Genomic DNA, 25,837 nt, shown 5'->3' on the forward strand with positions numbered 1-25,837 from the left:
TACCTCAGCTGCAGCCGCTGGTGGAGCCGCAGCCCTCGCAGACGTAGCAGCTACCGGCGGGGCGCATCTTCGTACCGCAGGTGAAGCAGAGCGGCGCGTCCGCGACCTGGCCGAGCACGGCCTCCAGCAGTTCGGTGCTGGAGCCGACCGACGGCGCCGGCTTCACCGCGGCCACGTCGGCGACCTCCTGCGCCGGCTGGGCGACCGGGCCGGTCTTCGGCTCCTCCACCTTGATCTCGACCGGGGCGGAGGCGGCCATCGCGGTGAGGTCCGCACCGTTCGCCTCCGCCTCCGCCTCGGCCTGGAGCTGGGCGGCCCGCTCCTTGGCGGTGAAGATGCCCAGCTCCGCGCGGCGCTCGTACGGCAGGAAGTCCAGCGCCAGCCGACGGAAGATGTAGTCCATCACCGAGGCGGCCATCCGCACGTCCGGGTCGTCGGTCATGCCGGCCGGCTCGAAGCGCATGTTGGTGAACTTGCTGACGTACGTCTCCAGCGGGACGCCGTACTGGAGACCGATGGAGATGGCCACCGAGAAGGCGTCCATCACGCCGGCCAGGGTGGAACCCTGCTTCGACATCTTGAGGAAGACCTCGCCGAGGCCGTCGTCCGGGTAGGACGACGCGGTGAGGTAGCCCTCGGCGCCGCCCACCGAGAAGGAGATCGTCTCCGACGGACGCTTCTTCGGCAGCCGCTTACGCACCGGCCGGTACTCGACGACCTTCTCGACGACCTTCTCCACCTCGCCCGGAGCCTCGACGGTGGCCTTGTTCGGCTTCGCCGCGGAGAGCGGCTGGCCGACCTTGCAGTTGTCCCGGTAGATCGCGAGCGCCTTGAGGCCGAGCTTCCAGCCCTCGAAGTAGATCTTCTCGACGTCCTCGACGGTGGCCTGCTCGGGCATGTTGACCGTCTTGGAGATGGCGCCGGAGATGAACGGCTGGACGGCCGCCATCATCCGCACGTGCCCCATCGGGGCGATGGAACGCTCACCCATCGCGCAGTCGAAGACCGCGTAGTGCTCCGGCTTCAGGCCGGGGGCGTCCACCACGTGCCCGTGGTCGGCGATGTGCTCGACGATCGCCTCGACCTGCTCCTCCGGGTAGCCGAGGCTGCGCAGGGCCCGCGGCACCGTCTGGTTGACGATCTGCATCGAGCCGCCGCCGACCAGCTTCTTGAACTTGACGAGCGCCAGGTCCGGCTCGACGCCGGTGGTGTCGCAGTCCATCATCAGGCCGATGGTGCCGGTGGGCGCGAGCACGCTGGCCTGCGAGTTCCGCCAACCGTTCTTGTCGCCGATCTTGTTGCCCAGCGTCCACTGCTTGGTGGCCTCCCGCTGGATGGCGGTGGCCACGGCGCCGGCCGGCTTGATCTCGTCGTTGGCTGCGGCGTGCTTGCGCATGACCCGCTTGTGCGGCTCGGCGTTGCGGGCGTAGCCGTCGTACGCGCCGACGATGCCGGCCAGTTCGGCCGAGCGGCGGTACGCGGTGCCGGTCATCAGCGAGGTGATCGCGGCGGCGACCGAACGACCCTGCTCCGAGTCGTAGGGCAGGCCGGACGCCATCAGCAGCGCGCCCAGGTTGGCGTAGCCGATGCCCAGCTGGCGGTAGGCGCGGGTGGTCTCACCGATCTTCTCGGTCGGGAAGTCGGCGAAGCAGATCGAGATGTCCATCGCGGTGATGACGAACTCGACCGACTTGACGAACTTCTCCACCTCGAAGCCACCGTCGGCGCGGAGGAACTTCATGAGGTTCAGCGAGGCCAGGTTGCAGGAGGAGTTGTCCAGGTGCAGGTACTCCGAGCACGGGTTCGACGCGGTGATCCGCCCGGTCTCCGGGCAGGTGTGCCAGTCGTTGATCGTGTCGTCGTACTGCAGGCCGGGGTCGGCGCACTCCCAAGCCGCCTGGGAGATGGTGCGGAACAGCTTCTTCGCGTTGATCGTCTCGATCACCGCGCCGTCCAGCCGCCCGCGCAGGTCGAAGCTGCCGTCCTTCTCCACCGCGGTCATGAACTCGTCGGAGACCCGAACCGAGTTGTTGGCGTTCTGGTACTGGACGCTGACGATGTCGGCGCCGCCCAGGTCCATGTCGAATCCGGCGTCCCGCAGGGCGCGGATCTTGTCCTCCTCGCGCGCCTTGGTGACCACGAACTCCTCGATGTCGGGGTGATCGACGTCGAGGATGACCATCTTGGCCGCGCGCCGGGTGGCGCCTCCGGACTTGATGGTGCCGGCCGAGGCGTCCGCGCCCCGCATGAAGCTCACCGGGCCGGAGGCGGTGCCACCGGAGGAGAGCAGCTCCTTGGAGGAACGGATCCGGGACAGGTTCACGCCGGAGCCGGAGCCGCCCTTGAAGATCAGGCCCTCCTCCTTGTACCAGTCGAGGATCGAGTCCATCGAGTCGTCGACGGCGAGGATGAAGCACGCGCTTACCTGCTGCGGCGACGGCGTGCCCACGTTGAACCACACCGGCGAGTTGAAGCTGAACACCTGGTGCAGCAGCATCCAGGTCAACTCGTGCGCGAAGATCTCGGCGTCCGCCGGGCTGGCGAAGTAGCCGTACTCCTCGCCGGCCGTCCGGTAGGTGGTGACCACCCGGTCGATCAGCTGCTTGAGCGACCACTCCCGCTCCGGGGTCCCCACCGCTCCCCGGAAGTACTTGGTGGTCACGATGTTCGCCGCGTTGACGCTCCACGACTCGGGGTACTCCACCCCGCGCTGCTCGAAGTTGATCGAGCCGTCCCGCCAGTTCGTCATCACGACGTCCCGGCGCTCCCACGTGACCTCGTCGTACGGGTGGACCCCCTCGGTCGTCCAGACCCGCTCGATCTTCAGGCCTGCGCCTGACTTGCTTCGCGACCTGCTCGTCGTCACGCCGTCGCCCCCCTGTCTGCGCGGTCACCCACCGCGCGTCCCGATACCGTTGGAAAAATTCGAAAAGTCAGTTGGGCCGGCCCGCGGCCTCGACCGCGTCGGCCCCGCCGTTGTCCCGGGCGCGCGCCGCGGCCCGCAACGACTCGATCTCGCGCTCGAAGTCGGCCAGCGAGTCGAAGGACCGGTAGACGCTGGCGAACCTCATGTACGCCACCTCGTCGAGGTCCCGCAGCGGACCCAGGATCGCCAGCCCCACCTCGTGGCTGGGGATCTCGGCGGCGCCCTTGGCGCGGACGGTCTCCTCCACCCGCTGGGCGAGCAGCGCGATCGAGTCCTCGTCGACCGGCCGGCCCTGGCACGCCTTGCGTACCCCGCCGATGATCTTCGTCCGGCTGAACGGCTCGGTCACCCCGCTGCGCTTGACCACCGCGAGGACAGCCTCCTCGACCGTGGTGAACCGCTTGCCGCACTCCGGGCAGGCGCGTCGCCGCCGGATGAGCTGGCCGTCGTCGGCCTCCCGCGAGTCGACCACTCGTGAGTCGGCGTGCCGGCAGTACGGACACCGCATCGCTGACCTCCTTGATCGACCACGGCCGCACCGGGCACTCCCGGGCACAGTGCACCGCGACGGCACCATCGCTCGATGGCCGCTCGCCGTGACACTGTACGGGAGTGCGGTCGGTAGTCGGACCCAACCTATGGGCAACTTACGCCCGTGTGACTACTACATCTAGGGGTCGACCGTATGTCGCCAGCAGACCCCGGTCAAGTTGGCGGCGTGTCCCGCGTGTCACTCCACACCCACGACACCCCTGCCGACACGACCCGCCGAGCAGGCCCGCCCGAACGGCCGACCCACAGCGCGACACCGCCCGCCCGAGCCGCCGGTGGGCCCAACGGGCAGGACCGCGCGGAGTTACCGCCATCCGGTGGGGATTCCACCAGCCCGACCGCCGCAATTCGAACAGGCGTGCCAACCGAAGTAACATTTATCAGAACGCCAGTACGAAAGACGCGCTTTTCATCGCGACACGCCGGTGACAGGTCGTACAGATGTTTGAAAATGGCCGATCTCACCTATACGGTCATGACCAACCGGTCGCGGCGAGTTCCGCCGCACCAGCACGCACACCGGCATCACCGCATGCATCACGGGGCGCCGGGGGGCACCCAGCGCCGACAGGGAGGACGGACGTGACCGAGGACCGGGCCAGCCGGCCGAAGAACCCGCAGCAGGTCGCCGAGGCGGGTCCACCGGCCACTCGGCGCCGGGGCGCCGCGCGCAGCCGGACGGGGCAACCCACCCTGCGGCCTGTCACCCCGGTGGTCAGCAGCTTCCCCGAGCCGGCCACGATCGACCTCACGGCCCGGCAACGGCGAATCCTCGAATTCATCCGCACCTGGGTCGAGCGGCACGGCTACCCGCCGAGCGTCCGGGAGATCGGCGAGGCGGTCGGGCTGGTGTCGCCCTCCAGCGTGGCCTACCAGCTGAAGGAGTTGGAGAAGAAGGGCTTCCTGCGCCGCGACCCCAACCGTCCGCGTGCCGTGGACGTCCGCTCCCCCAACGACGCGTTGGACGACGAGCTGACCCGCTCGCAACGCCCCACCCCGGCGTACGTGCCGATGCTGGGCCGGATCGCCGCCGGTGGCCCGATCCTCGCGGAGCAGGCGGTGGAGGACGTCTTCCCTCTCCCCCGCGAGCTGGTGGGCGAGGGTGAGGTGTTCATGCTCCAGGTCAAGGGCGACTCGATGCTGGACGCGGCGATCTGCGACGGCGACTGGGTGGTGGTGCGGCAGCAGCCCACCGCCGAATCCGGTGACATCGTCGCGGCCATGCTCGACGGCGAGGCGACCGTCAAGACCTACCGGCGCCGCGACGGGCACGTCTGGCTGATGCCGCAGAACCCGGCGTTCGACCCGATTCCCGGCGACGACGCCACCATCATGGGCCGCGTCGTAGCGGTGCTACGACGCATCTGACAGCTACCAGGCATCCCGGTCGACCGGCCGACGTGACAGCCGGGTGACCAACGCACCCGCCTGGTCACCCGCCCTGGACCTCGGCCCACCCACATCTCCAGCGCCAGCACAGCCGCGCAGGCGGTTGTGCTGGCGCGGCTCAGGCAACCCCCAGCGCTGCGCCAGCGGGAGCCGAGACGATCAGTAGCGGTCGCCGCGGTACCGGTCCCGGCCGCCGGGGTACTGGCCGTACGGGTCGACGTCCTCCTGGCGTCGGCGACCACCACGTTGACCCTGGTAGTCCGGATCGGGTCCGCCACGCCGGGGCGGTTCCGCGCGCCCGCCACCACCGCCGTAGGAGCCACCACCGGGCTGCCCGCCGCCGTAGGAGCCACCACCCGGCTGCCCGCCGCCGTAGGAGCCACCACCGGGCTGTCCGCCGCCAGGCCGTCCACCACCCGGGGGCCGGCCGCCACCGTAGACGCCACCGCCCGGGCGGGCGTCGCCTGCACCGTTCGGACGGGCACCCCCATAGACCCCGCCTGCGCCACCCGCCGGACGACCGCCGCCGTAGACGCCACCGCCAGCCGGTGCCGCACCACCCCGACTCGGGCCGCCGCCGTAGACCCCGCCACCGCCTGGGCCGGCATCGCGCCCCGGAGCCCCGCCGTAGACCCCGCCACCGCCCGGTCCGGGGCCTGCGAAATCCTCATCCGTACGGCCGCCGGGCGAGTCGTCGCCGCGGCCACCCGCGGAGCGGTCCGCGCCGGTCGCCTTGCGCTTTCGCGCTCGGAGAATCCCGAAGATCCCGACGCCGACCAGCAGCACGCCCACCACGCCGACCGCGGCGACCAGGTAGGTGATGTCCTGAATGCTGAGATTGTCATACCAGGAGCGGGCCGAGCCCGGCTTGGCGTCAGCGCCCACAGCGACCGGGTCAGCCCCCTTCGTGGAGGGGGTGTAGCTCAGGATCTCGACCTTGGCGTCGTCGTCGCCGAGCTTCGCGACATCCGAGGCCGTGAGAAAACTCGTCCCGTCCGGCGAGTAGGTGATCGCCTCACCGAACGGATCGGTCAACGGCGTCACCCGGGGCTCGCCGCCCGTGAGCGCCTTGACGATGTCGCCGTCCGTGACGTCGTACTCGAAGGCGTCGGCGTACGTCCGCAGCACCACCTTGCTGCCGTCCGGCGAACGGGCCGCACCGGTGATCGCGACCCGGCCCATGACAGCGAGCGGATTCTCCGTCTGCGTCATCGGCAGCGTGAGCGAGCCGACCTTCTCCATGGGCACCGGCTCGGCGTCTCCGCTGGCGAGCGCCGCCGTCGGTCGGTAGATCTCGGCCGCGCCCGACGTGACCTTCGTGATGATCAATGGCAGTTTGTCGTCGCCGACCAGGAGCGCCTCGGCGTCGTGCGGCTTTCCCTCCGGGTAGGAGAGGCGATGCAGGGTCGGCTTCCTGGAGCCGCTGACCGGCATCGTCCAAACCGCCACATGCTTGCGTCGCTCACCGATGGGTTCGTCACCGGTGTCGGCGATCCAGACCGTCTTCTTGTCCGGGGAGAGCGCCACATCCTCCGTGTCGACCGGGCCGTCGCCCGGGTACGACACCTCCTTGGAGAACTTGCACTTGCTGTCCAGGAGGTAGATGCGCTTACGCGACTCGATATCGGAGTCGTCGTTGATGACGACGAAGCCACTGCTCGTCGCGGCCAGACCGGAGAGCTGACGCGGCCGCTCGTCGGTGATGGTGCACAGCTTCTTGCCCGGAACGGGCGCGGTAGCAGACGAGGCGGCGGGAGCCGCCAGCGCGACTCCGGTAAACGCCACGGTCGCCCCGACGAGTCCGAGGGCGACCGTGACCGAGGAAACAGCGCGGCGCATTGCGCAAGTGTCGCATGCCCCGGTTTCGACCGGGTGACGCCGGCAAGGTGTCTAGCGGCGCCCGGCGGCCGTCCGCTCCTCGAACGGAGCCAGCTCCGCGGCGAGTGCCTGGCCGACCCGGACATGCACGCGGGTGCCTTCCGGCAGGTGCGCCGTGCTGAGCACCTCGCCCGTGCGGTGCACCCGGGCGACCAGGTCGCCCCGGTCGTACGGCAGGACCGCGCAGACCTCCACCGCCGGCCGCGGCAGCCGGGCCTCGATGGCGCTGCGCAGATCGTCGACGCCGCGCCCGGAATGCGCGGACACGAAGATCGACTCCGGCCAGAGACGCTTGAGCCGCAGCAGGGTCTCCTCGTCCGCGGCGTCGGTCTTGTTGACCACCAGCAGCTCCGGCAGCCGGTCGGCGCCCACCTCGGCGAGCACCTCACGCACCGCCCGGACCTGCTCCTCCGGATCCGGATGGGCGCCGTCGACGACGTGCACCACCAGGTCGGCGTCGGCGACCTCCTCGAGCGTCGAGCGGAACGCCTCGACGATCTGGTGCGGCAGGTGCCGGACGAAGCCCACCGTGTCGGAGAGGGTGTAGACCCGCCCGTCGGAGGTGGTGGCCTTACGGATGGTCGGGTCCAGGGTGGCGAAGAGGGCGTTCTCCACCAGCACACCCGCCCCGGTCAGACGGTTGAGCAGGCTCGACTTGCCGGCGTTCGTGTAGCCGGCGATCGCCACCGCGGGCACAGCGTTTCGAGTGCGACGGGCGCGCTTGGTCTGGCGTACCGTCCGCATGCCCTTGATCTCACGGCGCAGCCGTGCGATCCGGGTGCGGATGCGGCGCCGATCGGTCTCCAGCTTCGTCTCACCGGGACCGCGCAGACCCACGCCACCGCCGGCACCGCCGCCGCGTGCGCTACCACCGGTCTGCCGGGAGAGCGTCTCACCCCAACCGCGGAGGCGGGGCAGCAGGTATTCCAGCTGGGCCAGCTCGACCTGCGCCTTACCCTCCTTGCTCTTCGCGTGCTGGGCGAAGATGTCGAGGATGAGCGCGGTGCGATCGACCACCTTGACCTTGGTGCGCTGCTCGAGATTGCGCAGCTGGGACGGGGAGAGCTCGCCGTCGCAGATGACGGTGTCCGCGCCGGAGGCGAGCACCACCGAACCCAGGTCGTCGACCTTGCCCCGGCCGATGTACGTCGCCGGGTCGGGCCGGTTGCGACGCTGGATCAGCCCCTCGAGCACCTGCGAGCCGGCGGTCTCGGCCAGCGCGGCCAGCTCGGTGAGGGAGTTCTCGGCGTCGCTCTGCGTGCCCTCGGTCCAGACCCCGACCAGCACCACCCGTTCCAGGCGGAGCTGCCGGTATTCGACCTCGGTGACGTCGGTGAGCTCGGTGGAGAGGCCGGGGACCCGCCGCAGCGCCTGCCGCTCTGACAGCTCGAGCTCGCCGGTGGTGGCGTCGAGCTCCTCGTCCTCGAATGGGACGACGACGGTGTCCTGGTCGCGCAAGCCGATCTCCTGTCCGTTCTGCCGGGTAGAAAGCAATCCTGACATGTGGCAACGCCGCACGCACCTGCTATATGCCCGCGTGGTCGTTTCTTAGGCGCGCGGAGGACGCCAGAGTTCCGTCGCCCCCACGCCACCGCGACCGCCTTCGCGGCACGCGGACGGTGGTCGTACCCACCGGTAGTGGGGCCGGATGCCGAGCGACCTCGGCAGGCGGGTAGAAATGCGAGTCGAGCCGCTCAGCGTTGACGGAGGAAACACCTGTGGCCATCACCCGACTCCCGAGTGCCGGATTCTCCATCACGATCCGGATCGCCGTACCGGCGGACGCCTCGTCGATCGGGCGGCTGACCACCTCCGTCGGAGAGGCCGGAGCGATCGTCACCGCGCTGGACGTGGTCGACTCCGACCCCACCCACGTGCTCGTCGACCTCACCTGCGACACGGCCGACGCCAGCCACGCCGACCAGGTCGTTCAGGCGATCTCCGCGCTCGACGGGGTCGACGTGCGGAAGGTCTCCGACCGGACGTTCCTGCTGCACCTGGGCGGCAAGATCGAGGTCAGCTCGAAGGTCGCCCTGCGGACCCGCGACGAGCTGTCCCGCGCGTACACCCCGGGCGTGGCCCGGGTCTGCATGGCCATCGCGGAGAACCCGGCGGACGCCCGGCGGCTGACCATCAAGCGCAACACCGTCGCCGTGGTCAGCGACGGCTCGGCCGTGCTCGGCCTGGGCAACCTCGGTCCCGCCGCCGCACTCCCGGTCATGGAGGGCAAGGCCGCGCTGTTCAAGCGGTTCGGCGGCGTGGACGCCTGGCCGGTGGTGCTCGACACCCAGGACACGGACGAGATCGTCTCCATCGTGAAGGCGATCGCGCCCGCGTACGGCGGCATCAACCTGGAGGACATCGCGGCGCCGCGGTGCTTCGAGATCGAGGCCCGGCTGCGCGAGGCGCTGGACATCCCGGTCTTCCACGACGACCAGCACGGCACCGCCATCTGCGTGCTGGCCGCACTCACCAACGCGCTGCGCGTCGTCGGCAAGCAGCTCGAGGACGTCCGGGTGGTCGTCTCCGGCGCCGGCGCCGCCGGCACCGCGATCATGAAGCTGCTGCTGCGCCAGGGCGTCGGCGACATCATCGCGTACGACCGGCAGGGTGCCCTGCACCGCGGCCAGACCGGCCTGAACTCGGCCTGGCAGTGGCTGGCCGAGAACACCAACAAGGAGAACTACTCCGGCGACCTGCGCGGGGCGATCCGCGACGCCGACGTCTTCATCGGGGTCAGCGCGCCGAACCTGCTCACCGGCGAGGACATCGCCACCATGGCCAAGGACTCGATCGTGTTCGCGCTGGCCAACCCCGACCCGGAGGTGGACCCGCGGGAGGCGCGCAAGCACGCCGCGATCGTCGCCACCGGCCGGTCGGACCAGCCCAACCAGATCAACAACGTGCTGGCCTTCCCCGGCGTCTTCCGCGGCATGCTCGATGCGCACGCCGAGGAGTTCACCGAGGAGATGGCGATCGCGGCCGCGCACGCCATCGCGGACGTCGTCGGCGAAGACAAGATCAACCCGACGGTGATCGTGCCGAGCGTCTTCGACTCCCGGGTCGCCCCGGCCGTGGCCGCCGCCGTGCGCGCCGCCGCGCACAGCCCTGCCCCCGCGCCGGCCGCCGACCCCGGTCCGGCCGACCTTCCGGAGATCGCCGCCGAGGCCTCCGCCAACCCGTGACGGTGGTCAGCCCGGCAGGTTGGCGGAGGCCAACCTGCCGGTGGCCACGAGGAGAGCGGGGCCGGCGAGCCAGCAGGTGTCAGCGGTGACGGTGACGGTGAGGCGTCCGCCGGGAACGTCGACCGCGACCACGCCGGTGTCCCGTGCGAGGTCCCGCAGCGCCACCGCGGCCACCGCGCAGGCGCCCGTGCCGCAGGACAGGGTCTCCGCCGAGCCGCGCTCGTAGACGCGCATGAGCACGTGCCCGTCGACCCCGTCGACCGCTCCACCCGGGGCGATGAACTCGACGTTCACCCCGGCCGGGAAGACCGCCGGATCGAATTCGGGTGCCCGGGTCAGATCCAGCGTGGGCAGGTCCAGCCCGGCCGGCAGCGCGCAGACCAGGTGCGGGTTACCCACATCGACCGCGGTACCGGCCAGGGTGAGGCCGCCCAGGGTCGCGGTGGAGGCGTCGTACAGCCGGGGGCGACGCATCTCCACCGCGATGGTCTCGCCGTCGACCCGCGCGCGGACGATCCCGGCCCGGGTCGCCACCGGCAACGCCGCGTCGGCGGGGGCGGCCAGCCCGGAGTCGACCAGGTAGCGGACGAACACGCGTGCCCCGTTGCCGCACATCTCGGCGATGGAACCGTCGGAGTTCCAGTAGTCCATGAACCACTCGGCCTCGCCGGCCAGCGCCACGCCCTCCGGGTGCTTGGCGGCCCGCACGACCCGCAGCACCCCGTCTGCGCCGAGCCCTCGCCGGCGGTCGCAGACGGCGGCGACCAGGCCGGGTGTGAGGTCGAGCACCCCGTCCGGGTCGGGCAGGATCACGAAGTCGTTGCCGGTGCCATGTCCCTTGGTGAACTCCACGACTCCATCATCCCGCAGCGGCGGCGACCGACCGCAGGGCCTCGGCGACCAGGCCCGGCTCGGCGGAGTCCAGCCAGTGGACCCGCGGGTCGCGGCGGAACCAGGAGCGCTGCCGGCGTACGAACCGGCGGGTCGCCCGGATCGTCTCCTCGTACGCCTCGGTCTCGGTCAGCTCGCCGGCCAGGAAGCGCAGCACCTGCTGGTAGCCGAGCGCGCGACTGGCGGTACGCCCGTCGGGCAGGCCACGTCCGACCAGTTCGCGGGTCTCGGCGACCAGGCCGTCGGCCCACATCCGGTCCACCCGAAGGGCGATCCGCTCGTCGAGCAGCACGGTGTCCAGATCGACGCCGACCTGCACGGACGGGTAGTACGGGGTCGGTTCGGGCAGCGACGCCGTGAACGGTGCCCCCGTCAGCTCGATCACCTCCAGGGCACGGACGATCCGGCGGCCGTTGCCGGGGAGGATCCCCTGGGCCGCGGCCGGGTCGGCGGCACGCAGGCGCGCGTACAGGGGCGCCGGGCCGAACTCGGCCAGTTCCCGCTCCAGCCGCTCCCGGATCGCCGGGTCGGTGCCCGGGAACTCGAACTGCTCCAGCACCGCCCGCACATAGAGGCCGGAGCCCCCGACCAACAGCGGCACCCGTCCCCGGGCCAGGATGTCGTCGACCGCCGCGCGGGCCAGCCGCTGGTACTCGGCGACGCTGGCCGGCTCGGTGACGTCCCAGATGTCCAGCAGGTGATGCGGCACACCGTCCCGCTCCGCCGGTGTGAGCTTGGCCGTACCGATGTCCATACCCCGGTAGAGCTGCATCGAGTCGGCGTTGACCACCTCGCCGTCGAGCGCGTGTGCCAGCGCGATGCTCAGCGCCGACTTGCCGGCCGCCGTCGGCCCGACCACGGCCACGACCATCCCGACCGGGGGTCGGCTGCCACCGGCCTCGACCGTCCCGCTCACGCCGACTCCCAGCCGGCCACGAAGTAGGCCACGCCGTAGGGGGCCCCGGCGTAGTGCAGCTCGCCCCGCCAGTCGCCACCCGCCGCACGGACCGCGCCGGCGAGCACCTGCCACGGTGCCCGGCCGGCGGCCTTCAGCTCCGCCGACAACACCGGGTCCAGGCCGAGCAGCGCCCCGGCGTCCGCGCCGGCCAGGGCGACGGCGACCGATTCGTCGTACGCCCCCGCGCGCGGGTCGTCGTAGCCGGGTGCCTGTTGCCCCCGGCAGGCCGACCCGTCCCCCATCACGAGCAGCGCCGTGCGCGCCTCGGCGCGCTCGACCAGTTGCACACCCATGTCCTCGCAGTCGGCGGGGGCGGCCTGGTCCGCGATCGCCGCCGCGAACCGGGGCAGCGGCGTACCGGTCCGGCCGACCAGCCACGCGCCGACGGTCAGGCTGAGTGGCAGCACGTCCGCCCCCGCGCGGTCGGTCCTCCACAGCGGCACCGCCCGGTCGAGCCCGTACCCGCGTAGGGATCCGTAGTCGCCGCTACCGAAGCTGCGAGTCTCCGGACCGCTGCCGACCAGCAGGATCGCCTCCGGCTCGGCGGCGAGCAGCCGGGCCAACGCGGCGTCGCAGGCGGCGCGGAGCGGGTCGAGCTCAGCGGCGGCGGCACCGGCCACCTCGGGCACGAGCAGGGGCGGATGGGGGCAGACGGCGGCGGCGACCAGTGGCACCCGTTCACGGTAGCGGGACGCGCCGGTGAGTCTGCGTGCCGATCCGGTCATCTGGGCGCTAGGACACCGTATGGTCACGGTCGGCGATAGGCGCTCGACGGGGACGGGGTCGTACCTGTGACAATGCCGGGGAGAAACTTGGCTGCGCTGTGGCGGCGATCGGGACACTGCTCTCCCGACGCCGGGAGAACGAGGATGGGCACATGAGCGACTGGACTGCCTTCGGACGGGTGGACGCGGACGGCACCGTGTACGTCAAGACCGCCGAAGGCGAGCGGGTGGTCGGATCCTGGCAGGCAGGAGCACCGGAGGAGGGGCTGGCGCACTTCGCCCGCCGCTTCGCCGACCTGGTGACCGAGGTGGACCTGACTGAAGCCCGGCTCAACTCGGGTGCGGCGGACGCCGGCCATTCACTGAGCACGATCCGCCGGATCCGGGCCTCGCTCGCCGAGGCGCACGTGGTCGGCGACATCGACGCGCTGGCCGCGCGGCTGGACCGGCTCGCCGGCGTGGCCGAGGAGAAGGCCGGTGAGGCGCGCGCGGCGCGGGACGCGGCGCGTAGCGAGGCGCTGGCCCGCAAGACCGCACTGGTCGAGGAGGCGGAGAAGCTCGCCGCCGAGTCGACCGGATGGAAGACCGCCGGGGACCGGCTCAAGGAGATCCTCGACGAGTGGAAGACCATCCGCGGCGTCGACAAGAAGACCGACGGGGAGCTGTGGAAGCGGTTCGCGGCGGCCCGGGACGGCTTCACCCGCCGCCGGGGCGCCCACTTCGCGTCCCTCGACGCGCAGCGCAAGCAGGCGCAGACGGTCAAGGAGGAGCTGGTCGCCGAGGCTGAGAAGCTCAAGGACTCCAGCGAGTGGGCGGCCACCGCCAACCAGCTCAAGGACCTGATGACGCGCTGGAAGGCGGCGCCGCGCGCGTCCAAGGAGGCCGAGCAGCGGCTGTGGGAACGGTTCCGCGCGGCGCAGGACGACTTCTTCACCCGGCGCAGCGAGGTCTTCTCCGCTCGGGACACCGAGATGCGGGGCAACCTGGAGCGCAAGCAGGCGCTGCTCGCCGAGGCGGAGGCGCTGGACGTCGACGCTGACCCGAAGGGCGCACAGGCGAAGCTGCGGGACATCCAGGCACAGTGGCACGAGGCCGGCCGGGTGCCCCGCGAGGCGGCCGCCGGGCTGGAGCGCCGGCTGCGGGCCGTCGACGAGAAGGTCCGCGAGGTCATGGACTCGGCGTGGCGGCGGACCTCCAAGGAGGACAGCCCGTTGCTCGCCCAGATGCGGGCGCAGGTCGCCGAGGCCGAGGAGCGGCTGTCCCGGGCCCAGGCCGCCGGCGACGCCCGCCGGATCCGTGAGGCCGAGCAGGCACTGGCGTCCAAGCGACAGTTCCTCCAGCTCGCCGAACAGTCCAGCTGAGCTGATCGCTTTCCGGCGGCCCCGGTTCCCGCGCGGGAACCGGGGCCGCCGGGTATCCGACGGTGGCCCTACCCGGCCTGATGCTCCGCGCGGAGAGTGCGGAGATCTCGGGCGTGCCATGTCACAAGATGACCGACGCCAGTGTGGTCAGTGCGCGGCGCAGCCCGAGGTGGCGGCGGGCATCGCCGCCGGCGCGCCGACCGTGGGCAGCCCGAGCAGCACGCCCGGCGTACGCGGGGAGCGCCCCGCCTCGAACGCGTCCCCGGCCCGGGTACGCCGGTGAGCCAGCGGCTCGCCGTCGGCGTTCAGGTGGTGCGGGGCGGCGTACGTGACGGCGGTGTGCACGATGTCACCCGGGCGGATCTGCCCGGCGAGGGATCCCGCGTCGAAGTGCACGAGGCGGCCGTCGCGAGCGCGGCCGGACATGCGTCCGGTGCGCTCGTCCTTGCGTCCCTCGCCGACGGCGACCAGCACCTCGACGTCCTGACCGACCAACTTCTTGTTCTCCGCCCAGGTGATCTCCTCGACGCAGGCGATCAGGCGGTCGTAGCGCTCCTGCACCACCTGCTTGGGCAGCTGGCCCTCCATGGTGGCGGCGGGGGTGCCGGGGCGCTTGGAGTACTGGAAGGTGAAGGCCGAGGAGAACCGGGACTCGCGCACCACGTCGAGGGTGCGCTCGAAGTCGGCGTCGGTCTCGCCGGGGAAGCCGACGATGATGTCGGTGGTGATCGCCGCGTCCGGCATCGCCGCGCGGACCTTCTCGATGATCCCGAGGTAGCGCTCCGCCCGGTACGACCGGCGCATGGCGCGCAGCACCGCGTCGGAGCCCGACTGCAACGGCATGTGCAGCGAGTGGCAGACGTTCGGCGTCTCGGCCATGGCGGCGATCACGTCGTCGGTGAAGTCCTTCGGGTGCGGGCTGGTGAAACGGACCCGCTCCAGTCCGTCGATCTCGCCGCAGGCGCGCAGCAGCTTGCCGAAGGCGAGCCGGTCACCGAACTCCACCCCGTAGGAGTTGACGTTCTGACCGAGCAGGGTCACCTCCAGCACGCCCTCGTCGACCAGCGCGCGGACCTCGGACAGGATGTCGCCGGGGCGACGGTCCTTCTCCTTGCCGCGCAGCGACGGCACGATGCAGAAGGTGCAGGTGTTGTTGCAGCCCACCGAGATCGACACCCAGCCGGCGTAGGTCGACTCGCGGCGGGTGGGCAGCGTCGACGGGAAGACGTCGAGGGACTCCAGGATCTCCACCTCGGCGGCGGCGTTGTGCCGGGCCCGCTCGAGCAGCACCGGCAGTGAACCGATGTTGTGCGTGCCGAAGACCACGTCCACCCAGGGGGCCTTGCGGACGATGTCGCCGCGATCCTTCTGGGCCAGGCAGCCGCCGACGGCGATCTGCATCTCCGGGTGCTTGTCCTTGACCGGACGCAGCCGGCCGAGGTTGCCGTAGAGCCGGTTGTCGGCGTTCTCCCGGACCGCACAGGTGTTGAAGACGACGATGTCGGGGGTCTCGTCGCCCCCGGCGGCGCGCACGTAACCCGCCTGCTCCAACAGGCCGGAGATGCGTTCCGAGTCGTGCACGTTCATCTGGCAGCCGTACGTCACGACGTTGTAGGTCCTAGCCACCTGCTCGGCGCCCCTTTCCTCGGGCTACCAGGGTAGCGGCCCGCTCGGCCGCCCCGATCGCCCGGCATTGACCCGGCGGCCAATGGCGGGGTCACCCTGCGGGCAGTACGCTGCACAGCAGGACGATGTTCTGGGTGGTTTCGGGGGCTTTGCACTCAAGACCGACAGGTGTGCGTTCGGGGAAGCACATGAAAAAGCCGCGGGAGGCCACCGTGACGCTAGAGAACGCGGCACAGCACACCGTCGTCACCCGCGACGGGCGACGCCTCGCGGTGGAGACCTCCGGCGCGCCGGACGGCCCGGCGGTCTTCCTTCTGCACGGCACTCCCGGCAGCCGCAGCGGCCCGCGGCCCCGTCCGGTCGTCCTCTACCGCCTAGGCGTGCACCTGATCTGCTACGACCGGCCCGGGTACGGCGACTCGGATCGGCACGAGGGCCGTCGGGTGGCCGACACCGCGGCCGACGTCGCGGCGATCGCCGACGCCTTCGGCATCGACCGGTTCGCCCTGGTGGGCCGCTCCGGCGGCGGTCCGCACGCGCTGGCCTGCGCCGCGCTGCTGCCCGACCGGGTGACCCGGGCGGCGGTGCTGGTCGGGCTCGCTCCGGCCGACGCCCCCGACCTCGACTGGTACGCCGGCATGACCGACGAGAACGTCGACGAGCACACCCTGGGCGACGCGGACGCCGCCGAGCTGCGCGACCTGCTCACCGTGCGGGCCAAGGACGTCCAGCGGGACCCCATGACCCTGCTGGAGTTCCTCCGCCCGCAGCTCACCGAGCCGGACATCCGGGTCGTCGACGACGTCACCATCCGCCGCCTGCTCACCGACATGTACGCCGAGGCGCTGCGGCACGGCCCCGAGGGCTGGATCGACGACGTGCTCGCCGTCCACCGGTCATGGGGCTTCGACCTCGGCGCGATCCGGCTACCCGTCCGCCTGTGGCACGGCGAGCAGGACCGGTTCTCTCCGGTTGCGCACTCCCGGTGGCTGGCCGCGCGGATCCCCACCGCCGAGGTCCAGGTGCAGCCCGGCGCCGCGCACTTCGGTGCGGTGGAGATCCTGCCGCAGACCCTCGCCTGGCTGACCACTCCAGAACTCGCGGCGGCCCCGCAGCTCTGACTCCGGTCGGCCGCGGCACCATCCGCGAGCGACCGGGACGACGAGCAATGCCGACCGTCAGAACGGGTTCGGGTCGATGACCCGGGCCACCAGCCGACCACCCCGGAGCGTCTGCACGCTGGGATGCTCGTGGCCGATCACGTCGGCCAGCCGGTCCGCCGCAGCGCCGGCGTCGGCCTCCGGCCCGGTGCCGCCGGTCCGGCGGGTGACCACGGCCACGTCGCCGAGGCAGCGCAGCGTGTCGGGGTGATCGGCGCCGACGGTTGCCGCCAACCGTTCGGCGGTGTCCCGCAGCCGTTGCCGCGCCGACTCCCACTCCCCGTCCTCGGCCAGGCAGACCGCGTGGTTGACCTCGGCCGCCAGGGTGTGCGGATGTTCCGGGCCGAGGACCTTGCGCAGCTCGTCGGCGGCGTGGGCGGCGGTGGCCCGGGCGGCGGGCAGCTGGCCGAGGGACCGTTCGGCCGCCGACCGGTTGCTCAGCGTGGCCAGCGTGTGCGGGTGCGTCGGACCGAGACGCAGCACGTCGTCATACGTCCGGCCGACGGCGACCATCTCGCTGAGCGCCCGGTTCGCGTCGCCGATCGCGAGCAGGTTCGCGGCTCGGCTCGACCGGCAGGCCACCGTGTCCGGGTTGTTCGGACCGAACCGCTCCTCCAGCCGCCGGTAGGCCTCCTCGAAGAGAGGCGTCGCGTCGGCGGCCCGGCCGACGCTGCGCAGCGACACCGCCACGTTGACCTGGGCGGTGAGGGTCAGCAGGTCATCGGCGCCCAGCACCTCGACGAAGCTGTCGTACACCCCGCGCAGCAGCGACACCGCCTTCTCGTACTCGCCGGCCTCCCGCAGGTCGCTGCCGAGCCGCACGGCGGACTGCAGCGTGTACGGGTCGGTGGGGCCGAGGACGGCCCGGCGCCTCTGGTGCACGTCCTCGTCCCACCTGCGGGCCGAGCGGTAGTCACCGACCAACCGGAACGACACGGCCAGGTTGTTGGCCGCGCTCAAGGTGCGGGGGTGCTCCTCGCCGAGCAGGTCGACCCAGGAGGCGTAGGTGGCGCGGTCCCGCTCCAGCGCCTCGGCGTACCGCCCGAGGGCGCGCAGGTCGGCGCCGAGGCTACCGGCCGTCATCAACGCGTGCGGGTGGCTCGCTCCGAGGAGTCGCTGCTGGTCCTCGAGGACCTTCTTGTCGAGTTCCCAGGCCTCGGCGAACCGGCCCATGGTGCGCAGGATGTTCGCCCGGTTGAACCGCAGGTGCAGCAGGTGCTGGTCCGGCTCGAGCCCGCCGCCGGCCCCGGTGAGCTGCGCCGACCAGATCTCGTCGACGCGCCGGCTGAACTCCTCGGCCTGCCCCAGACCACCACGCTGCCACAGGTACCGGGCCCGGTCGATGAGCAACTGGCGCACCGACTCCTCCCGGCAGGTCAACGCGTCGGACACCTCCAGGTGCGGCCAGAGCATCCGCAGGCGCGGCCACGTGGTGGGGTCGTCGACGTTCTCGCGGGGCCGGGACGCGGCCAGCACCAGGTGGACCTGGTGGCGCGCCTCGGCGATCTCCTCGGCGTCCATCCGGTCCCGGACCACGGCCTGCAACAGCCGGTGCACCTGAATCCGGCCGCCCTGCACGTCCAGCTTCAGCAGCGCCAGCCGGTTGATCTGCTGGACCAGGGCGCCGCGCACCAGCCGCTCCGACACCGACGGGTCGTACGGCACCAGTGCCGCCGCCATCTCGTCGCTGTAGATGAGGTCCAGCGCGATCTCCGGTGCCAGCACCGAGCAGAGCTGCAGGAGCCGGTACGCGGCCGGCGCCTGCGCCCGCAGTCGGTTCAGGGACAGGTCCCAGGTGGCCTCGACCGACAGGGCGCTGGGCCCGTGCCGCTCGATCAGCCGCAGGTAGTCGGGGATCGGGGTGCCGGTGTCGGCCAGCCAGGCACCGGCCGCGGCGACGGCGATCGGCAGGTCACCCAACGCCTCGGCGACCCGGTCGGCCTCCTCGCGGCTGATCGCCGGCACCCGCTGGGCGAGGTGCGCGACGCTCTCGGCCCGGTCGAAGACGTCCACCTGGATCGGGTTCGCCCGCTCCCCCCACGCCCGGTTGCGTGAGGTCAACAGCACATGCCCGGGGCCCTGCGGGAGGAACTGCTCGACGTGTTCGAGTTCCTCGGCGTTGTCGAAGACGACGAGCCACCGCTCGTACGGCTCGCCGCGGCCGAGGGACTGCAGCACCGTCTGCACCGTCTCGGGCAGCGCCGGACCGGCCGGCAGGCCGAGGCGGGCGCCCAGGTCGGACAGTGCCGTGTCGACGAACTGCGGCGGGTCCGCCACGACCCACCAGACCACGTCGTACGCCGACCGGAACCGGTGCACGTACTCCAGCGCGACCTGCGTCTTACCGACACCACCCATGCCCTGCAGGGCGACGGGGAGCACCACCGCGCTGCCCCCGCTCTGCAGCTGCCGGCGCAGCTCGGCGAGGTCGTCCTCGCGGCCGGTGAACCGGGCGTTGCGGTTCGGCGCGTTGAAGATCAGCGGCTCGGTGCCGGGGAAGCGGGTGGCAGCGGCCGGGGCGCCCTGCGCGGCCGGCGGCACCGGCCGGCCCACCAGTCGTAGCACCCGCTCGACCGCCGTCTCCGCGGTCACGTTGACCAGGTGGGCGGAGACCTGTGCGGGGAACTCCGCCAGCGGGCGCAGGTCTGCCACGTAGACCGCGAGCGCTGTCGAACCGGTACTCGACTCCCGCGGTGGCAGCCCGCCGGTCGGCGTCGCCAGGTAGGCCGGCGAGATGACGGTCAGTGTCCGCGGGGCCGGCGTGGCCGCCGAGCCGACCGCCGCGGCGGGCGAGACGACCTGCATCCCGGCCGCACTGAGCACCCGTTCCAGCCACTCCGCCCAGACCGCGTCCTCGGGGGCGTGCCGGAGCACGATCTGGTCGTCGACCGCCTCGGCACGTCGGCGGAACCGGGCCTTGCCCCGCTCGCGGACCGACTCGTCCATCACCGGCAGCGCGCTCACCTCGCTGTCGGTGAGGATCCCGGTCAGCGTCTCGAACGCGGACAGCAGCGAGGTCGGCGAGCCGGGCGGGTCGCCGAAGGTGGCGAGGGTCTCCTCGTACGCGTAGAACGGCCGGTACGGCACCTCCACCGCGGCCCAGTAGCGCCGGCGCTCCGCCTCGGTCATACCGGTGGGCAGGCCCGCGAAGCGGCGCATCGCCAGCGAGCGACCGGCCTCCGCCTTCTCCTTCTCCGCCTGGTCGACCCGCATCGGCACCGGCAGGATGCGGATGTCGCGGCGACGGAACCGGTCCCGCACCGAGTGGGCCACCCGGGCCGCACCCTCGATGCCCTGGTCGCTGAGGGTGAAGCAGTCGACGAGGGTGTCCGGCAGGTGCAGGGTGCAGATGTCGGCGACGTCGCTGAGGCCCGTCCGGCTGTCGATGAGCGTGTAGTCGTACTCACGCTTCATGTCGGCGCGCAGCGCCTCGAAGAACTGTGCACCGCCCAGCCGGTTGTAGAAGTTGTCCCAGTCCAGGCCGCTCACCGACACCGCGTAGTCGCTGTTCTGCCGGCCGGCGGAGAGGAAGTCCAGGCTGCCGCCGTCGGGGAAGTTCCAGCGCAGCGAGAAGGCGTGCCGCCGGACCCGGGCGAACTGCTCGACCCAGCGGTCCGGTCGGTCAACGGTGCGAGTGGTCTCCCACTCGTAGTCGCGGATCATGTCGATGACCCCGCTGGTGCTCTGGATCGCCTCGGCGTCCAGGAACGGATGGAAGAAGCGGTGCAGGCCGGGGGATTCCAGGTCCCAGTCGGCGACCAGCACCCGCCGGCCGTTGGCGGCCAGGATCCAGGCGACGTTCGCCAGCGCCATCGTCCGGCCCGTACCACCCTTGAACGAGTAGAACGTGACGACCTGACCTTCACGATCGTTGCTCATCGGTTCTCTCCCCGGGGACGCGGCGACGCCGGATCGTCGTGGGCGGGCGGCGGGTCGAACGACGCGCCGGGGCGTGGGCGGGGCTCCGGCCCGCGCCGCAGGCTGGGTGGCGGTTCGGCCTCGGGGAACTCCGTCACCGGGCCGTGTTTCAGGTACTGACGGCGGGCCTCGGTCACCAGGGCCGGCATGAGGTCCACGAACTCCTGGACGCTCCTGGCCCGCTTGACCTGCGGTACGCCCGCATTCTGCAGCATGTCGCCGATAATTTCGGCGTGCCGCGCGGCGTCCTGCGGGTCGTCGCCGTCGGTGACGACGATCGGCACCACCCAGGGGCGCAGGTCGCGCATCGCTTCGGCGAGGGTTTCCGCCGCGTCCGGGTCCGCGGCCACCCACGGATCGATCAGCAGTACGGTGGGCCGGCGATCCAGCAGGTCGCCGCAGCCCTCGAAGTCCGCGGTGCGTGCCGCCAGCCCCAGCCGCTCAGCGGTGCTGGCGACGTACTCGGCCGCCGGCAGCTTCTGCCGGCCGCCGAAGGGCCGCCACTGGCGGGCGCTGCTCGCGTACCCGCTCTTCGCCCGGCCTACCGGCAGCCGGTCCCGGGTGGGCGCCAGCACGGCCACCACGAGGTCCGGGTCGGCAGGCGCCGGTCGGGTCACCTCGTCCAGGCTGGGCGCCCGGGACGGGCCGAGCGGGTGCCGTTCCGCGGCCTCCACGATCCGGTGGGCCAGCCGTCCGAGCAGGCGGTCGTACTGCTCCCGGTAGGCGGCGAGCATGCACAGCGCGCGCAACCCGTTCTCGGCGTACTCGGGAACGTCCCGGCCCAGCTCCAACGCCTCGTCGAGTTCGGAACGGTTCTCCCAGCTCGGGAACGGGATCCAGAGCACCGGCAGGACGTGCCCGGCGGTGTCCGGCTTGTTGGCTGCGGCCAGCCGACCGCGGAAGGACTCCTGCTCGCCGAGCGCCCAGGGGCGTCGGAAGTAGCCCGGCGAGTAGAGCGGCACGAAGACCTCGACTCCGCTCAACGCCTCGGCCAGCGCGGCCTTCCAATCGGCGTCGGGCGGGATCTGCTGGTCGAAGAAGCCGATCCGCATCCCGGGCACCAGCTCGGCCCGGCGAGCCCGAGCCACCTCCGCCGACAGGTCGGCGAAGAACTGCCCCACCCAGACGTCGGCGTCGGCCCGCGCGCCCTGCGGCGGAGCCGAGTGGGCGTAGCTGAGGAAGAAGTAGGTCCGGCGGGCCCCCGGCCTCGCCGTCCGCGGCACCGCGCCGGGCCGGCTCACCCCGACTCCTCGGCGAACAGATTCCGCAGCTCGCTCACGCCCGCCGGCACCAGCGGTTCGACCCGGTACGCCCGATGGATCGCGACGATGCGCTGGGCGAGCCGCCACACCACCGCCCGGTACGCGTTCTCCATCTGCAAGGTCAGCAATCCGTAGACCCCCTCCCGCTGGTACTGGGCCACGATCTCCGCCGGCATCGGGGTGGGCGAGAACCGCTGGATCTCGCCGACCACCTTCGGCAGGCGGGCACCCTCCGTCGGCGACCAGGTGACGGGGACGATCGCCGTCTCGTGCGCCGAGACGTCGTCGCGTCGCCGCTCGATACGCCGGCGTGAGAAGGCGTGCCACTCCATCCCGCACCAGTCGCTGCGGAGCAGCGCGCTGGACAGCAGGGGTACGAAGACCTGGCAGGTCCCGGCGGCGCGCAGCAGCTCCGGCGTCCACCGTTCCCCACCGGTCATTGCGGTGTCCATGAAACCCGGATCGACCCCGGTCTCCGGACCGACGAGCTCGCTGACGTGCCCCGAGAGGTCCTCGTAGAAGCGGAGCAGGTATTCGGAGGGGCCTGCGGCGGCCCGGCGGGCCGGCGAGCGGGAGTGGCTCAGGAAGAACAGCGGGGCCCGCATGCCGGCGGGCATGTCCACTGTGCTCACCCGTGTGCCTCCGCCCCTCCCCGCGCGGCCGAACCATCAGCCTAGTCCCCACGTCAACGCCCCAGATGTGGTCGGTGGGCGCTGAACCAGCCGACCGCGAAGTCCACTGTGTCACGCACCGGCATTAATCGCGCCTCGGCTCTCCCGACCTGACCGTGACGGACGAAGGGCGCCTCGTCGAGGGCCTGTCCGGCCGCGGCGAAGTCGCTGTCATCCAGGTCGAGCGCGTCGAAATCCAGGCGTACCCGCCGGCCGGCGAGCAGGCGGTAGCAGCTGTAGGGACGGCGCGGCGGAGGTACCGGCAACCAGTACTCCGCCAGGTGCAACGCCGTGCACGCCTGGTAGCCCACACCGAGCAGCAGGATCCAGCCGGCGGCCGCGTACAGCCGGCCCAACGGTGACCGCTCTCCCAGGTGGCAGTCCAGGTCGTGGCCTTCGGTCAGCTCCCGCGCCCGGGGGCCGAGCGCGGCGAAGGAGGTCTGCGGGTGGTCACTGCGGAGCGCGCCGGGAGTGAGCCGGACGTGTTCGGCGAACGCGCCGGTGCCCTCCGACGGCGTGCCGGCCCGATCCCAGCCGGGCATCGCCGCGTGGTAGTCGGCGAGCCGCCCCGCGTCCATCCCCCGGGTCGCAGCCCGGTAGGCCCGCGAGCTCGTCGAGTTGCCGGCGTTCTCGGTCGGTACGAGCAGCGTGCCGGTCGGGCCGAGGACCTCCCGCAGCGCCGACGCCAGAGCCGCGGGACCGCCCTCCGGCCGACCGAGCCGTCGCAGCGAGCAGTGCACCAGGACGTCCCGACCGGCGGTCAGGCCGAGCGCCCGCAGGTCGGCGACGAGGCGCGCCGCGTCGATGTGCCCGGGCAGCACGTCGGCGCTGCCGTCAGCCCTGGTCGGCACGGAACTCCTCCAGGGCGTGCCCCATCCGTCCGACGAACCGCTCACCGAGATCGGTGAGCGTCCCGGACCCGAGCAGGGCCTCGACCGCCTCGCCGGTCCAGTCCCGGTAGCGCACCAGGTGTCCGCGGGCGACCTGCGCGTCCGGCCGGTCGGCCGTGGCGCGGGCATGCCAGACCTCGGTCACCGCCAGGTGGGCGTACGCACCCTGGAGCACCCCCTCGACGGGGCGCGGATCGGGCCGCCAGGCCACCGGGATCCGCACCGACGACGCCGGGTCGACCAGGTCGAAGAGATCGAGCAACGCGCCGAGTTTGCCGTGCTGCCACTCGTGCACGAGGAGCACGGCCATCGCGTCCGCATCGGACATCTCGGCCACGGCGATCGCGCCGAAGGCTTGCCGGGCGGTGGCGCTGCGCCAGGGTGCCCGCGGGTCCGGCGCCAACGGCACCACGGCCCGCAGACCGGCGTCGAGTGCGACGCCGTGCGCCGGCACGTCACGGTGGACGGCCAGCCAGGCCCGGGCGAGCGTACCCCCCATCGCGTTCGCCGCGTCGTCGTCCAGTGTCGGCGCCACCGGCTGGCCGTAGCAGTCCCGTTCTGGATCGACGTCCTCGATGGTGATCGTCGCTCCGGCGACGGGCGCGCGACGGACCGGCTGCCACCCGGTCGGCGTCACGCCGGCACCGTCCAGCGGAACCATCCGGGACACCGCCCCGGCGCGGACGTGCAGCCCGCCCGGGACGGTGCGCACCTCGCCGGCCCGCTCACCGCCGACCGTCAACCGACCCAGCCTGGGCAGCACCAGCGCATCACCTCGCACCGGCACCTCCACCACCGCCTCGACGCCGGCCCGTACGGCGGCCGTGACGGCGAGCGCCGGCAGCAGGTCGACGTCGGGTGCGCCGGGCCGGGCCAACCGGCGAACCAGCCAGGGGCGGACGAACGGGTGCGCCAGCACGGCGCCGACCGCGTCGTCGGCGGTGGCGTCGAGCTCGGCGAGCAATTCCCACGCGCCACTGACGCCGGCGACGTCCCGCCAGGTCTCCAGCAGCGCCCTGGTGATGAAGAGCTGGGTCTGCGCGAGGAAGTCCAGCGCCGACGGACCGCCGTGGCCCCCGGCGATCTCGGCCAGCAACCGGTCGGTGGCCGGGTCGACGGCCCTCTCCTCGGCTCTCTCCGCGGACCGCGGCACGGGGACACCGGGTCGACTCGACGGCCGGCCACCGGCGCCGGCCGAAGCCGGGCCATCCCGCGGGCGTCGGGCGCCGGCCGTTGCCGAGCCGTCGCCCGGGTTTCGGCCGACGGCCTGATCAGGCGCTGGGCGACTGTCCACGGTGGCGATGAGCGCCTGGAGGTCCGCGCAGTAGACCGAGGGGTTGTCGAAGCCGGTGCCGGTCCGCCAGCGATGCGGGTACAACCCTCCGCCACAGCGGCTCACCACCGGGCAGGCACGGCAGGTGGCGCAGAGCCCGGCGAGCCCTTCCTGACGGATCGCCACACCGGGATGGCGGGCGGCCTCGTCGACCGGATGGGCGAAGACGTCCAGGTCGGTGCCGGCCGCGCCGTGGAACGCGACCTTCAACGAGTCGACCTGCTCCCAGCTGCCGTCGGTCTCGACGACGAGCAGGTCGGCCGGGGCGAGCCCGACGGCCTCGGTGCCGCCGCCGGCCCCGGAGGCCAGGGCCTCGAAGAGCCGGATCGGCACGGGCCGCCCGTCGTCCACCCAGCGCCGGTGGATCCGGCCCAGCCAGTCCGCGTACGGGGTGGCGACGCCCGGCGGGCGCCAGGGCGGCCGGTCCCAGGTGGCGTGGGGCAGCAGCAGATCGATCCGGGGTGGCTCCTCGGCCAGCAGGGCCGAGTAGACCTGGTCCGGGTCGTTGCGCACGTCGATGGTGCACAGGATGCCCGCGTAGCTGCTGCGGAACTCCGGACGGCGGAGCAGCGCCAGCGCTCGCCGGGCGTGCGCATGGCTGCTGCCGCCGTGCGCGAAGATCCGATGCCGGTCGTTGGCCGCACGGTCACCGTCGAGCGACACCCCGACCTTCACTTCGTACGCCGCCAGCAGGCGGCACAGTTCCTCGTCGAGCAGCACACCGTTGGTCTGCATCCGCAGGTCGAGCACGACGTCAGGGGTCAGTGCGGCGCGCAGCTCGGCAAGTACCTCGCGCAGCCCCGCCGGACCGAGCAGCAGTGGCTCGCCGCCGTGCAGCACCACGTGCACGACGGGGAGATCGTGTGCCCGGGCGTGCTCGGTGATCCGGATGGCGGCGGCCCGGACGGTCGATGGGGCCATCCGCACCGGCCTGGCCCGCCAGGTCTGGTCCGCCTCCTGGTAGACGTAGCAGTGGTCGCAGCTCAGGTCACACCGGCTGTGCACCTTGAGGACGTACTGGCTGATCGGCCGGCAGGGCGCAGCCGGGCCGGCGGCACCGCACCGACACGCCATACCTCAGATGGACGAGTTGAATGCGGCGACGGGCACGG

Annotated in this window: 17 protein-coding genes; 4 read left to right on the plus strand and 13 right to left on the minus strand. The window is 72.1% G+C overall.

Features of this window, described 5'->3' with window-relative positions; translation table 11 throughout:
- Positions 1-4: 4 nt before the first annotated feature.
- On the minus strand, positions 5-2,866 hold the full coding sequence (locus AB0F98_RS02455; protein WP_357727445.1) for a vitamin B12-dependent ribonucleotide reductase: 2,862 nt from the start codon (positions 2,864-2,866) through the stop codon (positions 5-7).
- A gap of 67 nt (positions 2,867-2,933) precedes the next feature.
- A complete protein-coding gene (nrdR, locus tag AB0F98_RS02460) occupies positions 2,934-3,434 on the minus strand; it encodes a transcriptional regulator NrdR (RefSeq protein ID WP_357727448.1) in 501 nt (166 codons plus the stop codon).
- A gap of 626 nt (positions 3,435-4,060) precedes the next feature.
- Between nrdR and lexA the strand changes: the two genes are divergently transcribed.
- On the plus strand, positions 4,061-4,846 hold the full coding sequence (lexA, locus tag AB0F98_RS02465; protein WP_357727451.1) for a transcriptional repressor LexA: 786 nt from the start codon (positions 4,061-4,063) through the stop codon (positions 4,844-4,846).
- Positions 4,847-5,026: 180 nt separating this feature from the next.
- Here lexA and AB0F98_RS02470 read toward each other — a convergent pair whose 3' ends face one another.
- Both AB0F98_RS02470 and hflX read right to left on the minus strand, forming a co-directional pair.
- On the minus strand, positions 5,027-6,706 hold the full coding sequence (locus AB0F98_RS02470; protein ID WP_357727454.1) for a hypothetical protein: 1,680 nt from the start codon (positions 6,704-6,706) through the stop codon (positions 5,027-5,029).
- A gap of 51 nt (positions 6,707-6,757) precedes the next feature.
- Positions 6,758-8,203, minus strand: coding sequence for a GTPase HflX (gene hflX, locus AB0F98_RS02475; RefSeq protein ID WP_357727457.1), 1,446 nt, complete (start codon positions 8,201-8,203; stop codon positions 6,758-6,760).
- Between the two features lie 260 nt (positions 8,204-8,463).
- On the opposite strand from hflX, the gene AB0F98_RS02480 reads away from it, so the two are divergent.
- Positions 8,464-9,930 carry an NAD-dependent malic enzyme gene (locus AB0F98_RS02480; RefSeq protein ID WP_357727460.1) on the plus strand — a complete coding sequence of 489 codons (1,467 nt, stop codon included), beginning with the start codon at positions 8,464-8,466 and terminating at the stop codon, positions 9,928-9,930.
- 6 nt (positions 9,931-9,936) lie between these two features.
- On the opposite strand, the gene dapF is transcribed toward AB0F98_RS02480, so the two are convergent.
- From dapF to AB0F98_RS02495, 3 genes are read right to left on the minus strand one after another with little or no spacing between them, the layout of a single operon-like run.
- Complete coding sequence (dapF, locus tag AB0F98_RS02485; protein ID WP_357727463.1) at positions 9,937-10,782, minus strand: diaminopimelate epimerase; 846 nt, start codon at positions 10,780-10,782, stop codon at positions 9,937-9,939.
- Between the two features lie 7 nt (positions 10,783-10,789).
- Positions 10,790-11,692, minus strand: a complete 903-nt coding sequence (miaA, locus tag AB0F98_RS02490; protein WP_357729017.1) for a tRNA (adenosine(37)-N6)-dimethylallyltransferase MiaA — start codon at positions 11,690-11,692, stop codon at positions 10,790-10,792.
- 41 nt (positions 11,693-11,733) lie between these two features.
- Positions 11,734-12,504 (minus strand): hypothetical protein, encoded by a 771-nt coding sequence (locus AB0F98_RS02495; protein WP_357727466.1) that lies wholly within the window; start codon positions 12,502-12,504, stop codon positions 11,734-11,736.
- A gap of 152 nt (positions 12,505-12,656) precedes the next feature.
- Here AB0F98_RS02495 and AB0F98_RS02500 point away from each other — a divergent pair, with 152 nt between their 5' ends.
- Complete coding sequence (locus tag AB0F98_RS02500; protein ID WP_357727469.1) at positions 12,657-13,865, plus strand: DUF349 domain-containing protein; 1,209 nt, start codon at positions 12,657-12,659, stop codon at positions 13,863-13,865.
- Positions 13,866-14,012: 147 nt separating this feature from the next.
- Here the strand turns inward: AB0F98_RS02500 and miaB are convergent, their stop codons facing one another.
- Positions 14,013-15,491, minus strand: a complete 1,479-nt coding sequence (gene miaB, locus AB0F98_RS02505; protein WP_357727472.1) for a tRNA (N6-isopentenyl adenosine(37)-C2)-methylthiotransferase MiaB — start codon at positions 15,489-15,491, stop codon at positions 14,013-14,015.
- Between the two features lie 212 nt (positions 15,492-15,703).
- On the opposite strand from miaB, the gene AB0F98_RS02510 reads away from it, so the two are divergent.
- Positions 15,704-16,612, plus strand: a complete 909-nt coding sequence (locus tag AB0F98_RS02510) for an alpha/beta hydrolase (RefSeq protein WP_357727475.1) — start codon at positions 15,704-15,706, stop codon at positions 16,610-16,612.
- 57 nt (positions 16,613-16,669) lie between these two features.
- Here AB0F98_RS02510 and fxsT read toward each other — a convergent pair whose 3' ends face one another.
- Genes fxsT through AB0F98_RS02535 form a run of 5 tightly spaced genes read right to left on the minus strand, consistent with a single transcriptional unit; the run spans position 16,670 to position 25,799 of the window.
- The gene (gene fxsT / locus AB0F98_RS02515) at positions 16,670-20,530 is read right to left on the minus strand and encodes an FxSxx-COOH system tetratricopeptide repeat protein (protein WP_357727478.1); all 3,861 of its coding nucleotides are present in this window, start codon (positions 20,528-20,530) and stop codon (positions 16,670-16,672) included.
- A complete protein-coding gene (locus AB0F98_RS02520) occupies positions 20,527-21,810 on the minus strand; it encodes a TIR-like protein FxsC (RefSeq protein ID WP_357727481.1) in 1,284 nt (427 codons plus the stop codon). The genes fxsT and AB0F98_RS02520 overlap by 4 nt, the downstream gene beginning before the upstream one ends.
- Positions 21,807-22,463, minus strand: a complete 657-nt coding sequence (locus tag AB0F98_RS02525) for a TIR-like protein FxsC (protein WP_357727484.1) — start codon at positions 22,461-22,463, stop codon at positions 21,807-21,809. Before AB0F98_RS02525 ends, AB0F98_RS02520 begins: the two co-directional genes overlap by 4 nt.
- A gap of 53 nt (positions 22,464-22,516) precedes the next feature.
- Positions 22,517-23,353: an AAC(3) family N-acetyltransferase gene (locus tag AB0F98_RS02530; RefSeq protein WP_357727487.1), complete on the minus strand. Its 837-nt coding sequence runs from the start codon at positions 23,351-23,353 to the stop codon at positions 22,517-22,519.
- A complete protein-coding gene (locus AB0F98_RS02535) occupies positions 23,337-25,799 on the minus strand; it encodes an FxsB family cyclophane-forming radical SAM/SPASM peptide maturase (RefSeq protein ID WP_357727490.1) in 2,463 nt (820 codons plus the stop codon). Before AB0F98_RS02535 ends, AB0F98_RS02530 begins: the two co-directional genes overlap by 17 nt.
- Positions 25,800-25,837 lie beyond the last annotated feature (38 nt).

The organism is Micromonospora sp. NPDC023737 (assembly GCF_040639715.1).
In the GTDB taxonomy this organism is placed as follows: domain Bacteria; phylum Actinomycetota; class Actinomycetes; order Mycobacteriales; family Micromonosporaceae; genus Micromonospora.

Bases quoted from the DNA above. Each gene is read 5' to 3' on its own strand.
- nrdR (WP_357727448.1), bottom strand. From the start codon at position 3,434: ATGCGGTGTCCGTACTGCCGGCACGCCGACTCACGAGTGGTCGACTCG.
- AB0F98_RS02470 (WP_357727454.1), bottom strand. From the start codon at position 6,706: ATGCGCCGCGCTGTTTCCTCGGTCACGGTCGCCCTCGGACTCGTCGGG.
- miaA (WP_357729017.1), bottom strand. From the start codon at position 11,692: ATGGTCGTGGCCGTGGTCGGGCCGACGGCGGCCGGCAAGTCGGCGCTG.
- AB0F98_RS02495 (WP_357727466.1), bottom strand. From the start codon at position 12,504: ATGACCGGATCGGCACGCAGACTCACCGGCGCGTCCCGCTACCGTGAA.
- AB0F98_RS02500 (WP_357727469.1), top strand. From the start codon at position 12,657: ATGAGCGACTGGACTGCCTTCGGACGGGTGGACGCGGACGGCACCGTG.
- fxsT (WP_357727478.1), bottom strand. From the start codon at position 20,530: ATGAGCAACGATCGTGAAGGTCAGGTCGTCACGTTCTACTCGTTCAAG.
- AB0F98_RS02535 (WP_357727490.1), bottom strand. From the start codon at position 25,799: ATGGCGTGTCGGTGCGGTGCCGCCGGCCCGGCTGCGCCCTGCCGGCCG.